13 protein-coding genes are annotated in these 14,353 nt (G+C 38.6%); 7 read left to right on the top strand and 6 right to left on the bottom strand.

Annotation, left to right across the window (positions count from 1 at the left end; translation table 11 throughout):
• Positions 1-58 precede the first annotated feature (58 nt).
• The 3 genes from CTN01_RS06945 to CTN01_RS06935 all read right to left on the bottom strand — a co-directional run bounded on the left by CTN01_RS06945 (position 59) and on the right by CTN01_RS06935 (position 1,172).
• Entirely contained in the window at positions 59-508 is a 450-nt protein-coding gene (locus CTN01_RS06945) for a hypothetical protein (RefSeq protein ID WP_045082936.1), read from the bottom strand.
• A gap of 14 nt (positions 509-522) precedes the next feature.
• Positions 523-780 carry a YiaA/YiaB family inner membrane protein gene (locus CTN01_RS06940; protein ID WP_045082935.1) on the bottom strand — a complete coding sequence of 86 codons (258 nt, stop codon included), beginning with the start codon at positions 778-780 and terminating at the stop codon, positions 523-525.
• A gap of 146 nt (positions 781-926) precedes the next feature.
• Complete coding sequence (locus CTN01_RS06935; protein WP_045082934.1) at positions 927-1,172, bottom strand: hypothetical protein; 246 nt, start codon at positions 1,170-1,172, stop codon at positions 927-929.
• A gap of 731 nt (positions 1,173-1,903) precedes the next feature.
• On the opposite strand from CTN01_RS06935, the gene pheS reads away from it, so the two are divergent.
• The 7 genes from pheS (at position 1,904) to rlmC (ending at position 10,500) form a co-directional block, all read left to right on the top strand.
• Complete coding sequence (gene pheS, locus CTN01_RS06930; RefSeq protein ID WP_005367402.1) at positions 1,904-2,887, top strand: phenylalanine--tRNA ligase subunit alpha; 984 nt, start codon at positions 1,904-1,906, stop codon at positions 2,885-2,887.
• Between the two features lie 20 nt (positions 2,888-2,907).
• Positions 2,908-5,295, top strand: a complete 2,388-nt coding sequence (pheT, locus tag CTN01_RS06925) for a phenylalanine--tRNA ligase subunit beta (RefSeq protein WP_045147842.1) — start codon at positions 2,908-2,910, stop codon at positions 5,293-5,295.
• Positions 5,296-5,785: 490 nt separating this feature from the next.
• Complete coding sequence (ihfA, locus tag CTN01_RS06920; protein WP_008986880.1) at positions 5,786-6,082, top strand: integration host factor subunit alpha; 297 nt, start codon at positions 5,786-5,788, stop codon at positions 6,080-6,082.
• 204 nt (positions 6,083-6,286) lie between these two features.
• The gene (gene astE / locus CTN01_RS06915) at positions 6,287-7,330 is read left to right on the top strand and encodes a succinylglutamate desuccinylase (protein ID WP_045147841.1); all 1,044 of its coding nucleotides are present in this window, start codon (positions 6,287-6,289) and stop codon (positions 7,328-7,330) included.
• A gap of 101 nt (positions 7,331-7,431) precedes the next feature.
• On the top strand, positions 7,432-8,424 hold the full coding sequence (gene btuC / locus CTN01_RS06910) for a vitamin B12 ABC transporter permease BtuC (RefSeq protein ID WP_045129732.1): 993 nt from the start codon (positions 7,432-7,434) through the stop codon (positions 8,422-8,424).
• 4 nt (positions 8,425-8,428) lie between these two features.
• Positions 8,429-9,193, top strand: coding sequence for a vitamin B12 ABC transporter ATP-binding protein BtuD (btuD, locus tag CTN01_RS06905; protein WP_080896161.1), 765 nt, complete (start codon positions 8,429-8,431; stop codon positions 9,191-9,193).
• A 152-nt stretch (positions 9,194-9,345) separates the two neighbouring features.
• Positions 9,346-10,500, top strand: a complete 1,155-nt coding sequence (gene rlmC / locus CTN01_RS06900; protein WP_045129619.1) for a 23S rRNA (uracil(747)-C(5))-methyltransferase RlmC — start codon at positions 9,346-9,348, stop codon at positions 10,498-10,500.
• Positions 10,501-10,533: 33 nt separating this feature from the next.
• Here rlmC and CTN01_RS06895 read toward each other — a convergent pair whose 3' ends face one another.
• From CTN01_RS06895 to CTN01_RS06885, 3 genes are all read right to left on the bottom strand, one after another.
• Positions 10,534-11,574 (bottom strand): FUSC family protein, encoded by a 1,041-nt coding sequence (locus tag CTN01_RS06895; RefSeq protein WP_045129620.1) that lies wholly within the window; start codon positions 11,572-11,574, stop codon positions 10,534-10,536.
• A 177-nt stretch (positions 11,575-11,751) separates the two neighbouring features.
• The gene (locus CTN01_RS06890; RefSeq protein WP_045147839.1) at positions 11,752-13,458 is read right to left on the bottom strand and encodes a methyl-accepting chemotaxis protein; all 1,707 of its coding nucleotides are present in this window, start codon (positions 13,456-13,458) and stop codon (positions 11,752-11,754) included.
• A 221-nt stretch (positions 13,459-13,679) separates the two neighbouring features.
• Entirely contained in the window at positions 13,680-14,306 is a 627-nt protein-coding gene (locus CTN01_RS06885; RefSeq protein WP_045147838.1) for a thiol:disulfide interchange protein DsbA/DsbL, read from the bottom strand.
• Positions 14,307-14,353: the final 47 nt, after the last annotated feature.

Genomic DNA, 14,353 nt, shown 5'->3' with positions numbered 1-14,353 from the left:
CTCCTTTTTTCGTTGTATATCATATCTATTTCTTCTAAATATCCATTTTTCTATTACTTTATAGATGGCTCGCAAGTAATAGCTCTAACTGTAAACTCAATTGTTCTATTTGCAGTCTATGCTCCATATCTAAGTAAGCTTTATTAGATATTGCTTTTTTAAAAAGAATTAAAAGACGTTTAGTTTTCTCCTTATATTTTTGTCGTTTGATGAGATCTTTACTTAATTGTTGTTGCTGTTTACTTAATGCAAATAAAGCGTGGTGAATAGGCTTTGTACATTTAGGTTTTAATTGAGGGCCATCTTTTAATATTCTTGGTTTTGAAGGGTGGGGCTCTGGTAGTGGATTATTTATAAGCATTAAGAAATGTTGATCAGCATCAGTAAGTTGCTGCTTGAGGCATTTTTCATCCTCAAGCAACTGACTCTGTTTTACTTCCAACGTTGTTATGACTTGTTTCAATTGCGAATATTGAAAGTAGAGGTATTTAAACGAAATATTCGTCATGGCTGATATCTATCTTATTCATCGAGCTCATTAAGTAATTTAGCTGTTTTAGCTTCTTCTATTCGATTGATTAAACGGTTTGACTCAGCTTCATCACGAATAGCTTTACTTAAAGTGATAGTTGCACTGACAAGAAACAAGCTACAAATACTGTAATACCCTTTCACTATTAAATCGCCCGGTAATTTTACGATACTAATGATCATTGCGATGGTCGCAATGACAAAAGTAGTCTTAGCATACGTTAACCAATAGTTATCTTGCTTTTTCATGTGATACTCCAATTTAATAAAACAGTGTTAAATTATGGTATTTGATATTGATTAATAATGCAACAGTGTATTTTATTTTCTGCGGATATAAAAAAACCAGCACTCTAGAAATAGGGTGCTGGTTTAAAAATTAAAGAAAATAAAACTTATGCTTTAATCATACGACGCTGCTTGTTTGCGCGGGCACGAGTTTTAAATAGAAATGCAAGGAATGGTACTAAAAGAGCGTTAAGACCAATGAAGAATACAAGGTTAACAATGTTAAATCCTGCAGCTGAGTTAATAGGCATTGAATGCGCTAGGCCGTAGTTACCAAGAGCAAGTAATGCCGTGCAAAGGATCATTGCAAGTGTTGAGATTTTTAATAGTGCAGCTAGATCTTTATTGTTCATCAGAAACTTCCTCACTTTGATTTTGATCATAATTTACACTGAAAAATGTAATTTTAAAACAGTTTTGATGATTTATTTCATTGCTTTTCGTCAGAATTATAAGAAAAGCAACAATAATGATTGCATATCTATATTGTTATTTTGTTGTTGATTTTGACGTGTTGTAATAAATAAAGAATGTTTGTGTTGTTCGGTTTTATTTGGGTTTTAATTTGTTTAAAAATAGTTACTAAGGAGTGAATATTTTCACAAATAAATCAATAGAAACAGATTATTGCAGTGCGTGTATGGTCGATATGAACCTAAGTTTTTAACTTGTTTTTTAGCATAATAGGTATGCTGAAAGCTCTTCATATTGCGCATGAACATTAGTGTAATACAAAGTATTTATCCGGTTATGAAGATATTAAAAGAGTTATGAACTCTTCAATGTGCACTGTTATTTACTGAAAAAAGACGTAATAAAATTACTCTCATTAGATAAGGTTTGGCACGTAAAAAAATGAGAAATAGAAATGCTCATACAATGTGATGATCTTTTTATTGTTAGGCGCTAATTGATTGAAATCCTCAATTTTTGCCGTTCAACTGATAAAGGCGTTTTTTTTTCGTCCAAACTTGCGCTTTTATTACGATTCAATTTGGATTTAGACGCTGCTTTCTTTAGTATGTATCGATACGCGATTTTATATCTCCCTTAAGGACGCCACCTGTGGGTGGATGAGGATACGATGCAACATCTAGACGAGATTATTGCCAACGCAACGGCAGCTATTGAGCAGGCTGATTCATTAGTCGCTCTGGACGAAGTCCGAGTTCAATTCCTAGGTAAGAAGGGTCACTTAACTCTTCAACTTCAAGCCCTAGGCAAATTACCGCCAGAAGAACGTCGTACTGCTGGTCAAGAGATCAATAAAGCAAAGCAAGCAGTGCAAACACTACTTGTAGAGCGTAAAGATGGCCTACAACGTGCAGAGCTTGAAGCTAAGCTTGCGGCTGAGACTATCGATGTTTCTCTGCCTGGTCGTCGTATTGAAAATGGTGGTTTACACCCGGTAACACGTACTATTGAGCGTATTGAAAGTTTCTTTGGTGAACTTGGTTTTACAACTGAAGCTGGCCCTGAAATCGAAGATGCTTTCCACAACTTCGATGCGCTAAATATTGCTGAAGATCACCCAGCACGTACCGACCACGATACGTTCTTCTTTAACCCAGATCTAATGCTACGTACGCACACATCAGGTGTTCAGATCCGTACAATGGAAAATGGCCAACCGCCATTCCGTTTCATTGCACCTGGCCGTGTTTACCGTAATGACTACGATCAAACTCACACACCAATGTTCCACCAAGTGGAAGGTATGTTAGTTGATGAAAACGTAAACTTTGCGCAACTAAAAGGTATTCTTCACGATTTCCTTTGTAATTTCTTTGAAGAAGAAGTTGAAGTACGTTTCCGTCCATCTTTCTTCCCATTTACAGAGCCTTCAGCTGAAGTTGATGTAAAAGGTAAGAATGGTAAGTGGTTAGAAGTACTAGGCTGCGGCATGGTACACCCTAATGTTCTACGTTCAGTTAACATCGATCCTGAGAAATACTCAGGCTTTGCATTTGGTATGGGCGTTGAGCGTCTAACTATGCTTCGTTACGGCGTTAACGATTTACGTGCGTTCTTTGAGAACGACTTACGTTTCCTAAAACAGTTTAAGTAAGCACTAGGGGCTAGAAATCTATGAAATTCTCTGAATCTTGGCTACGCGAGTGGGTTAATCCTGCAGTAAACAGCGAAGAACTAGCTCACCAGATCACAATGGCTGGTCTGGAAGTTGACGGTATTGAAGCAGTAGCTGGTGAATTCACTGGCGTTAAAGTTGGTCAAGTGGTTGAGTGTGCACAACACCCAGACGCTGACAAACTTCGTGTTACAAAAGTGGATGTCGGTGCTGAAGAGCTACTAGACATCGTTTGTGGCGCACCTAACTGTCGTCAAGGTATCAAGGTTGCAGTTGCAACTGTTGGTGCTGTGCTTCCTGGTGATTTTAAAATCAAGAAAGCTAAACTACGTGGTCAGCCTTCTAATGGTATGTTGTGTTCATTCACTGAGCTAGGTATCGATGTTGAGTCTGATGGCATTATGGAGCTTACAGAAGATGCAGTACTGGGTACTGACTTCCGTGAATTCCTAGGTCTTGACGATGTTACTATCGACGTTGATCTAACCGCTAACCGTGCTGACTGTCTAAGTATTGCAGGTCTTGCTCGTGAAGTAGGTGTTCTAAACCGTGCTGAAGTGACTGAGCCTCAATTTGAGATTGTTGCACCAACAGCTGCTGACACTATCGCTATTGATGTTAAAGCGCCTGCGGCATGTCCACGTTACCTTGGTCGTATTGTTCGTAATGTAAACGTTCAAGCTGAAACACCATTATGGATGCAAGAAAAGCTACGTCGTTGTGGTACTCGCTCAATTGATCCAATTGTTGATATCACTAACTACGTGTTGCTTGAAATGGGTCAACCAATGCACGCATTCGATCTTGCTAAGATCGACGGTGGCATCGTTGTTCGTATGGCAGAGCAAGGCGAAAAGCTGACTCTTCTTGATGGTAACGAAGCTGAACTAAACGACAACACCCTAGTAATTGCTGATAACAAGCAAGCACTAGCGATTGCTGGTATCTTCGGTGGTGAGTTCTCTGGTGTTAACACTGAGACGAAAGACGTACTACTTGAGTGTGCGTTCTTCGCACCAGATGCAATCCGTGGTCGTGCTCGTAGCTACGGTCTACACACTGATTCTTCACACCGCTTTGAGCGTGGTGTTGATGCAACACTACAAATGAAGGCGATGGAGCGTGCAACAGCACTTATCGTTGAAATTTGTGGTGGTGAAGTTGCACCAATCGTTGAAGCTGAATCAGAAGCTGATTTACCAAAAGCAGCAACGATTGAACTTCGTCGTACTAAACTAGATCGCCTATTAGGTCACTCAATTGCTTCTGAGGAAGTGGGTGAAATCCTAACACGCCTAGGCTGTGACGTTGAAACAACTGATGCTGGCTGGAAAGCAACAGCACCAGCATGGCGTTTCGACATGGCAATTGAAGAAGATTTAGTGGAAGAAGTGGGTCGTATCTTCGGCTACAACAATATTCCAAATCAATCGCCAGTTGCTGCGCTAAGCATGAATCTACATAAAGAAGCGAACCTTCCGCTTAAGCGTGTACGTGATCTGCTTGTTGATCGTGGATACCAAGAAGCGATTACTTACAGCTTCGTTGAGCCTGAGCAACAAAAACTTATCGTGCCTGAAATTGAGCCATTGATTCTGCCATTCCCAATTTCTGCGGATATGTCAGCAATGCGTTTAAGCTTGTGGACTGGCCTACTAAATACAGTTGTATTTAACCAGAAACGTCAGCAACCACGTGTTCGTGTATTTGAAGCGGGCTTACGTTTTGTTCCTGAGCAATCAGCAGAAAACGGTATGCGTCAAGAAATGATGCTTGCTGGTGTTATTGCCGGTAACCGTAGTGATGAGCACTGGGATATTGCAACTAACACTGTAGATTTCTTCGATCTTAAAGGTGATTTAGAAGCAGTGCTTGAGTTAACAGCTAATGAAGCCGCATTTAGCTTCAAAGCAGCTAAGCACCCAGCACTTCACCCAGGTCAATCAGCAGCAATCGTTGTTGATGGCAAAGAAGTTGGTTTCATTGGTACTGTACACCCAGAGCTAGAACGTAAGTTTGGCTTGAATGGTCGTACTATCATGTTTGAAATCGAGTGGGCTGCAATTAACTCTCGTATGCTTCCTGAAGCAGTTGTTGTATCTAAGTTCCCTGCAAACCGTCGTGATATCGCCGTTGTGGTAAACGAAGATGTATTAGCTGGTGATGTTGTTGCTGCTTGTCGTGAAATCGGTGGTGAGCTACTGACAGATGTTAACCTATTTGACGTTTACACGGGTAAAGGCGTTGAAGAAGGTAACAAGAGTCTTGCAATCGCATTGACGCTGCAATCAGCAGAGCGCACATTAGAAGAAGCAGATATTGCATCAGCAGTCGAAGCTATTGTTGCTGCATTAGCTGAAAAGTTCGGTGCATCACTACGTGACTAAGACGAGTTTATAAAGGTTAATAACGTTAATTACAAAAATATTGACGCATTTAACTCTTTGTTTTTTAAAAGCAGCCAATCATGGCTGCTTTTTTTTTGATCTTTCTCCAAAAAATAATAACACTATGAAAAATAGATGAATTTTTATTTTTGCCACATTTTTAATGCACGTTAAATTTGTAACTCTATGTTTTTATTGGTTATTGTTTTTAATGGAACAGCAATTAAGCACAACTAATTGCACAAGAGTGATATTATTTATCAATAAAAAGAATAGAAATTAACGTGAAGTTTGCTTAAAAAAGTTGGCGGAAATCAGCAAGTTGGCTTAGACTTGACTCTAGTTGATAAGGAACTGGAGATGTTAATCTCTATAAACACCAATGATAGGTGTCTACGAACCGTGTCAACGTAACCTTATTCACAGTAACAAGCCGGAATGATGCTAGCATTGTTACAATCCATTCAACATAGTCTTGAGGGAGTTATCTATGGCGCTCACAAAAGCCGATTTGGCTGAGAACCTGTTTGAGAATGTTGGATTAAGCAAACGGGACGCCAAGGATACGGTGGAAGTCTTCTTTGAAGAAATCAGGAAGGCTTTAGAAAATGGCGAACAAGTAAAACTATCTGGTTTTGGTAATTTTGACTTACGAGACAAAAACGAGAGACCAGGGCGTAACCCGAAAACTGGCGAAGATATTCCAATTTCTGCTCGCCGTGTAGTTACTTTCCGCCCAGGTCAGAAGCTAAAAGCACGAGTAGAAACATTAGAAGTACCTAAATAAGCCCGTTTAACGCTTAGTCAAATCGAAACCCAAGTGAATTTATTCTCTTGGGTTTTTTATTACCTATTGCTCGGGAAATTGGAACTATACGAAGTTGGTAGGTTGTTATTATGTTGCTATTGTGTTTAAAGATTGGTGTTTTATACTGGAGTTTAAAGCTATTGGGCGATTGTATTTCATAACGTTTATGTACATGGAGGTAATATGACGTTTGTTGATGAAGTGAAAAAAGGCCGTTTTTTATCGGCAACTTGTGACTTATCATTACCATTTACGGCAGATGAATGGGTCTTGGAATCCGGTATTCATTGTAAATTGTTGCAGCGTGGTGTTCTGCAAATTACGCCGGTGGAGCAAATGAGTACGGCAAAAGATATTGTTTTATCTTCTGGTGTACATGGCAATGAAACGGCGCCAATTGAATTAATACAGCAATTAGCTGAAGGTATTTTACTTGGGCATATTGAACCTGTTCATCGATTACTGTTAATTATTGCTCACCCTGAAGCTATTAATAACAAAACACGCTTCATTGATGAAAACATGAATCGTTTATTCAAAGTTCGGAATCAAGAAAGGAATATTGACTGTAAGGTTGCAAATCAACTGCAAGAGGCTGTAAACAGTTTTTATGGCTCCTCTACAGCGATTCAGCCAGAAAAGTGGCATCTTGACCTTCACTGTGCAATTCGACGCTCAGAGCACTATACCTTTGCAATTAGCCCATATAGCCATAAGTTATCACGTAGTAATAGTCTGTTTAGTTTTATTCAATATGCAAAAATTGAAGCGGTACTGTTAGCGAATGATCCATCCTCTACCTTTAGTTGGTTTAGTGCTGAATATCATGGCGCGCAATCATTAACGATTGAGTTAGGTAAAGTAGCGGATTTTGGAGAAAATGACTTAACACTATTGTCGTATTTTAGTCATGCTTTAATGAAGTTAATAACGGAAAGTACATTACCCATTAGTTGGAATAATGATGTTGAAGTCTATCGTGTAAATAGGACTTTACTGAAACAATCGGAATCATTCACTTTTTCTTTTCCTAATGACTTGCCAAACTTTACATTTTTCGAAGAAGGTACTTATTTAGGTAGCGATAAAGAACAAGAGTTTATTGCGGATGAAAAAGGAGAGGCTGTTGTTTTTCCTAATGCCAATGTGGCGTTAGGTCAACGAGCAGCATTAATGGTAAAAAAAGCACATATCATATTTGATGAGCAGGTACGGTTATGTGGCTAATTTTTTTTAATTTATGTTTTTCATAATTACAATCTCTTACTTTTGTTCTGTTATGAGAGGTTGTAAGGTAAGGCTCTTTTACTACCTTGACGATGGATCGTATGTCTCTTAATGCATTATTAGCCCGTCAGCAATCACGCTGGCGGTTTAGTTTTTGGCTAATAGTTTTACTGCTCATTATTGTTTGTTTTTTTTCCTTATCCATCGGTGAGTTGTGGATCAAACCATGGGCACCAGAAGGGGGCTTAGAACAACAATTGCTCCTACAGTTACGCTTGCCTCGGTTATTAGCTGCTCTGGCCATAGGGGCAGCTTTAGCCAGTTCTGGTGCTGTGCTGCAAGTTTTACTTGGTAATCCATTAGCTGAGCCGGGCGTATTGGGTATCTCCGGTGGTGCAAGTTTAGCCTTAGTTGCAGTATTATTTTTCTTACCATTTGCACCATCTCCAATGCTTACTATGTTTACAGCGATGGTTGGCGCATTATTATTTACATTAATTCTTGTAGGGCTCTCACGTCGACGTAGTGTTTCAATGACTCGTTTATTACTGATTGGTGTCGCGTTGGGTATTTTGTCTAGTGCTGTTATTACTTGGGCATTTTATTTCAGTGATGATCTTAGTATGCGACAGTTAATGTACTGGCTCATGGGAAGCCTTGGTGGGGTTAATTGGCAGCAACTCTCTTTGCTATTTTTTATTGTTCCAGTGTTAGCTGTTGTATGTTGCCAGGGAAGAAAACTCGATATTTTAATGCTAGGAGAGCTCCATGCGCGGCAACTTGGCTTGAATGTAACCACACTGCGCTGGAAACTGATATTAATGGTATCGTTATTAGTCGGTAGTGCTGTCGCATTAGCTGGTATTATTGGTTTTATTGGGCTTGTTGTTCCGCATTTAATACGTTTGATGTTAGGCACAGAAAATCGTTTTTTATTGCCGTTATCTGCTTTAGCTGGAGGGCTATTATTAGCTTTCGCCGATACGTTATCACGTATTTTACTGCCTTCTGCTGACCTTCCTGTTGGCGTTGTGACTACATCACTCGGTGCACCAGTGTTTATTTGGATGCTTATGCGAGCACAGCTGGATTAATAATATGCCAATGTTAATGATTAATCGTATTGCTGCTGATAATCGACTAGAGCCTTTATCTTTTTCTGTTGATAGTGGTGAAATCGTGCATTTTATTGGTCCTAATGGTAGTGGTAAAAGTACCGCAATAGGGCTTATTTCTGGGTTATTTTCTTCAGGTGGCAATGTTACTTTGGAAGGTATTGAGCTAGCAGATTATGATCTTGCTTCATTAGCTCGTGTGCGGAGTTATATGTCTCAGCAAGATAAGCCAAATTTTGCCATTCCAGTGTACCAGTATCTTTTAATGTCTTTTACGGCGCTAGGAGAAGTAAAAGACGTGAGTAAACAATCTGCTATTGATGAAGTGTGTGGATATTTAGGTATTGTTGATAAATTATCGCGAAGTATTCAAAAGCTCTCTGGTGGTGAGTGGCAGCGAGTGAGATTAGCTTCCGCTTGTTTACAAGTTTGGCCTGCATTAAATCCCGACGCTAAATATCTATTACTCGACGAACCGGCGGCATCTTTAGATATTGGTCAAGAAGCGTCTATGTATAAATTGATACGAAAGATTGCGTCACAAGGGGTCGCTGTGATTATGGCTAACCATGATTTGAATCGAACATTACGTGAAGCCGACAAAGTGATATTGCTTGAAGCGGGCCATTGTATTGCTGTTGGTAGGGCTCAGGAGGTAATGATTGTTTCGCAGTTAGAAAAGGTATTTGATACTGGGATTATGAAAGTGAACTATCAAGGAATCGAAAATTTAGTGTTTGTTGATTAGGTAAATTCTATTGATTTATTGATGGTATAAAAGTAACAAAACGCGATATTAAAATCGGCGATAAAAATTTTTAATCTTGATGATTTATAACCTAAATAGTCATTTTTATTTCGCAGGTTAGACTAACATTTTTTCCTGTTAACGTTTGAACTATGCAGTGTCCATTCTCCCTTCAAGGGGTATGCCAATCGTGCCCTTTAGCTTCGCTTTCATATCCGCAGCAGATTAAACAAAAAGATGATGTGTTACGCAGTTTGTTTTCAGAACATCATCCACATCAATGGTTAGCACCAGTAGAAAGTGCCATTTCTGGCTACCGTAATAAAGCAAAAATGGTGGTATTAGGCGCAGCTCATGAGCCATGTTTAGGTATTCAAAAGCAGACTGAGGATTTATCAACGTCAGGATCTAAACCGATTGGTTTGTGTACTTGTCCTTTATATCCCGCTGATATGCAAGCGTTGTTGATCTATATTGAGCGTTGGATTCGTTGTGCAGGTATTCCACCTTATAACGTAAAGAAAAAGAAAGGTGAGTTGAAATTTGTGTTATTAACACGCAGTAATAGCCGAGGTGAGTTTATGCTTCGATTTGTATTAAGAAGCCATGATGCTATCGCGCGTATCGTTAATAATTTACCTGAACTGATGGCGGCATTTCCTTCGGTAAAAGTCGTTTCGGTGAATATTCAACCTGTACACATGGCACGCTTAGAAGGGGAAGAAGAAATTTTCTTAACCTCTGATCATTATTTATTAGAACAATTTAATCATGTTCCTTTGGTTGTAAGACCTAAAAGCTTCTTTCAAACCAATCCAAAAGTGGCAGAGAGCCTTTATGCAACAGCAAAACGTTGGGTCAGTGAGATAAAGCCAGCTTCTATGTGGGATTTATTCTGTGGTGTTGGTGGTTTTGCGTTACATTGCGCTGAAGAAGTAGAGCATGTTACAGGTATCGAAATAGAGCCAGAAGCTATTGAGAGTGCTAAGCATTCTGCTGAAACTATGGGAGTGACGAATTTACGTTTTGCGGCTTTAGATTCAACCAGTTTTTCACAATCAAATGAAAGTGCGCCAGAGTTAGTATTGGTTAATCCACCGAGGCGGGGGATTGGTGAACAACTGTGTCAACAACTTAATGATTTTGCACCAAAACATATTATTTATTCAAGTTGTAACCCTTATACGCTAGAGCAAGACTTAGCTAGGTTAACAGGATATAAGGTAATAAAGTTGCAGTGGTTTGATATGTTCCCGCACACAGAGCATGTTGAAGTTATGGTGCTACTTCAACATAGTAACGTTTAGAAGGTAAAAGGGCATAAAGTTATGCCCTTATTATTATTTGTTATTCAAGTGAGAGTAGTATTCACTTAATAAATGAGTGAGTTGTGAAAATTGGCGAGCTATCTCACGGTTAAGCCATAAATAACCATAATAACTAATATTACTGGTATCACTTTGCTCATGGTTCTCCGTAGGAGGTAAAAGTGAGAGCATTTTTATTTCTTCTTGTTTAACCGGTAAAATATGTTGGTTTTCTATTTGAATAGCTAGACGTAAGAATCGGTCTGCTAATTGCTCTTTTGCCTCCATTAGACCAGGCATGTCGTTAATTTTATTCTGTCCTAACTGTTTATCCCACCTTGTGTGCAGCATTGATCCCATCATGGTAAATATTTGTTCTTCTGTCAGCATTATCTCAGTTAAGAGTTGTTTACTGGCAATATTCTCATTTTTAGTATGTGGTTGAAGGCTAGTTTGTTTATCCAGTATGTTTGATAGGGGATTGATATCTATAGGTTGAAAATTTTCTACTGCTATTTGCTGGTTATGCTGATGGTAATAATTGCAGCAGAGTTTGATGAACTGATGAGTGTAATTAAGATAATGATCCGTCGCACGAGCAGGGAAAATATAAAGGCTACAACAAATCGCAACGATAGCGGCCCAAAATACATTGATTGTGCGCCACATTGCAGCATGTAAATCCTCAGGACCACCACCAGCTACCACAACGACAGTGATAGCAACAACAAGTGCCGCATAAGAATATTTACCTTGTGTATAGTAAATTGCCGTAACCACTGTGGTGATCAAAATAATGTGGTGGAGCCAATTGTATGAAGTGGGTATTAAATAGAGAGATAAACCTATAATAGCCCCTAGTATAGTTCCAGTTATTCGTTGGTTAGCTTTAGATAAAACACCACCAAGAAAATGGATACTACCCATGATAGTTACTGTAGTAATCAGTGCCCATGAGCCATAAGGTAAGTTAAAGATTTGAATAATAGAGACAATAATACTAAGCGCAACAAACACGCGAAACACAAGTAGTTGGCGGAAATATTTGATTGCAAAGCGAGAATAATTCTTCATACAAAACATTCGTTAAAATTTTCTAAATCATACAAAGAATGTGATTAAAGTCACTATTTAATTGTGTAACAGAGCTAGTCAGTTACTTGAAATATGTGTGACGTTGGTGAATTTTAGATAAAAATAAAGGCACCATAGAGTGCCTTTGTTCGTTTTTATTACTAGCTTGAATGGCAATTATTGTGTTTTAAATTGCCCTACCAGTTGCTGTAATTTATGACCAGCGTCATCTAATTGACTTACGATAAGTTCAGAGTTTTTATTTTCTCGAATCAAGTCGGTCACAATATTTTGGATAGAACCCATATTACCGCTTATCTCACCCGTTACTGCATTTTGCTCGGTAGAGGCAGCCGCAATTTGATTAATCTTGCCATTTATTTCGGTTACAGCTTCTGTGACAGAAATAAGGTTATTAGAGATTTGATTCGTCGAGCTTACCGCATTATTACAAGATGTCTGACTTTTATCCATCGCTTGAACGGCTTGTGTAACCAAGTTATGTAATTGATCTAGCATTTCATTAATTTCTAATGTACTGCTTTGAGTACGACTGGCAAGCCCACGAACTTCATCGGCAACAACGGCAAAACCGCGACCTTGTTCACCAGCACGCGCGGCTTCAATAGCGGCATTTAATGCAAGTAGGTTTGTTTGCTCAGCAATATCGCCAATCACTTTTAGTACATTGTTAATATTATGCGATTGCTGATTTAGTGCATCAATGTAGCCAGAAGCTTGGGTCACTTCATCAACTAACGTATTTATTGAGACTAATGATGTATCCACTTGCTGTTGTGCGATAAGCGCAACATCACTCATCTTTTCAGTGCCAGAAGCAACATCGTTGGTGTTTTCTGCTATTTCATTTGCAGCAAGGCTCATTTGTTCAACGGCAGCAACAACTTGTTCAGTTTCGCAATTATGCTCGTTTAGTTTAGCAGTTAAGGTATTAGTTTGATTATGTACATTATGCGCCGTTGTTGTCAGGCTATCTGTCGTCGCTGAAACTTGGGAAATAATACTTTGTAGTTTATTAGCAAAACGGTTAAATGCTTTTCCAAGTTGTGCAATTTCGTCATTACCTTCAACCACCAGACGTTTGGTTAGGTCACCTTCACCATCTGCAATATCGTTAAGTGTTTTCACCATACGTTCAACCGGCTTAATGATACGGCTTGTGATCAATAAAATAATCATTGCAGAAATTACGGCTAAAATGATCGAAATAAAAGCGACGGTATTGATACGATCTTTCATATCCGCATGAATCTGCGCTGTGTATTGTTCAACACTGTTATCTATGTCATCTAGATATAAGCCTGTACCAATAAACCATTTATTATTATTAAGTGTAATTGCATAACTTTCTTTTGGTTGGGCTGGCTGGTTCGCTTTTTTAGGAAAGCTATATTTAACAAACTGCCCATTATTTTTAGCCGCATTAATTAATACTTTAATGTAGGCAACGCCATTAGCATCCGTTGCGCCAATTTGATCAGTACCTTGAATTGAAGGTTTAAGAGGGTGAGCAACATTTACCCCCTCCATTGTGTAGATAAAAAAGTAACCTGCATCATTAGCTGCAAAGCGAATAGGCGTAATAAGTTGGCGGATTTCTTCAAGCTGTGTTGCTTCATCACTGTTTTTAGAAATAATATTTTCAATGGCGTGCTTGGTAATAACGACCGCATCTTTGAGTTCTTGTTGTCTTTCTGAAATAAGCTCTTGCTTATAATGTGCTACATTTTTTGTTAGAGATTGGTTCTCTAAATAGATGACGATGCACATCGCTATACCGAGGATAGCGATCATAGGCAATAAGCTTAGTAGTAATAATTTGTGCTTAAGTGTGTTGATCATAATTCCATTTGCCTTATCCATTATTAATCACTGATATGCATACGAGAGTGCCTGCTGTTTAGTATGCACATATAAGTTTATGTAATGATAAGAGAAAAATATTACTGATAGATGTATCTTTGATATTTGTTCAATTAATAGTCTAGTTGTTGCAGGTGTTTTCATTGAGGGGGATGAAAGTGAGAATTGCATCGATAAAAAAATACCTACCAATGAGGTAGGTATTTTTTAAGAGTATGAATTTATTTTTTATTTTTTAGGTATGTAATTGTATTTGCCATATCTTGTAAGCTGTCGTGAGCGCTTGTATTCACAAGGTATTTGCCATTGATCAGGAATGCAGGAACAGCTTGTAATGCGGCATTACGAACGATATCTTCAGATTGTTGGAGTAGCTTAAAGATTTCAGCTTGCTGTTCTTTTGTTAATTCATACGGGCTTTTTAAGCCGTTATCATGGAAGGTTTTCGCTAATGCTACTTTGCGTTGAGCATCTGTCATATCTTTTGGTGAATCTTGTACGAATGAAAATAACGCCTCTACTAGTTTATGGCTAGGTTCGTTATTTGTTTGAATCATTGCTGCGTAGAAAATAAATGCCGCTTTTTGCGCGCTTTCATTGAAAATAACGTGTACTTGGTTAATGTCTTTGGTGTCTGTTAATTTTTGTATCTCTGGCAGCATTCCTTCCATATTACGGCAGTGACCACAAGACAGTGAAAAAATCTCTGTGACAGCGGGCATGTTAGGCATAGGAGTTGGAATTACTGAATACTTATCGCCTTCTTGGGGTGTTTTAGAATCAGAACATGCTGTTAATGTCAGTGCTGCTAATAGTACAACGAAGAAAGATTGGTAAATACGTTTCATTGTGATCTTCTTTATAGAATTAAATAAAGAGTATTATGGCGATAATT

The organism is Photobacterium angustum (assembly GCF_003026365.1).
Taxonomy (GTDB): Bacteria; Pseudomonadota; Gammaproteobacteria; order Enterobacterales; family Vibrionaceae; genus Photobacterium; species Photobacterium angustum.
The sequence above is the reverse complement of the archived record's forward strand: the minus strand, read 5'-3'. Positions and strand labels throughout refer to the sequence as shown.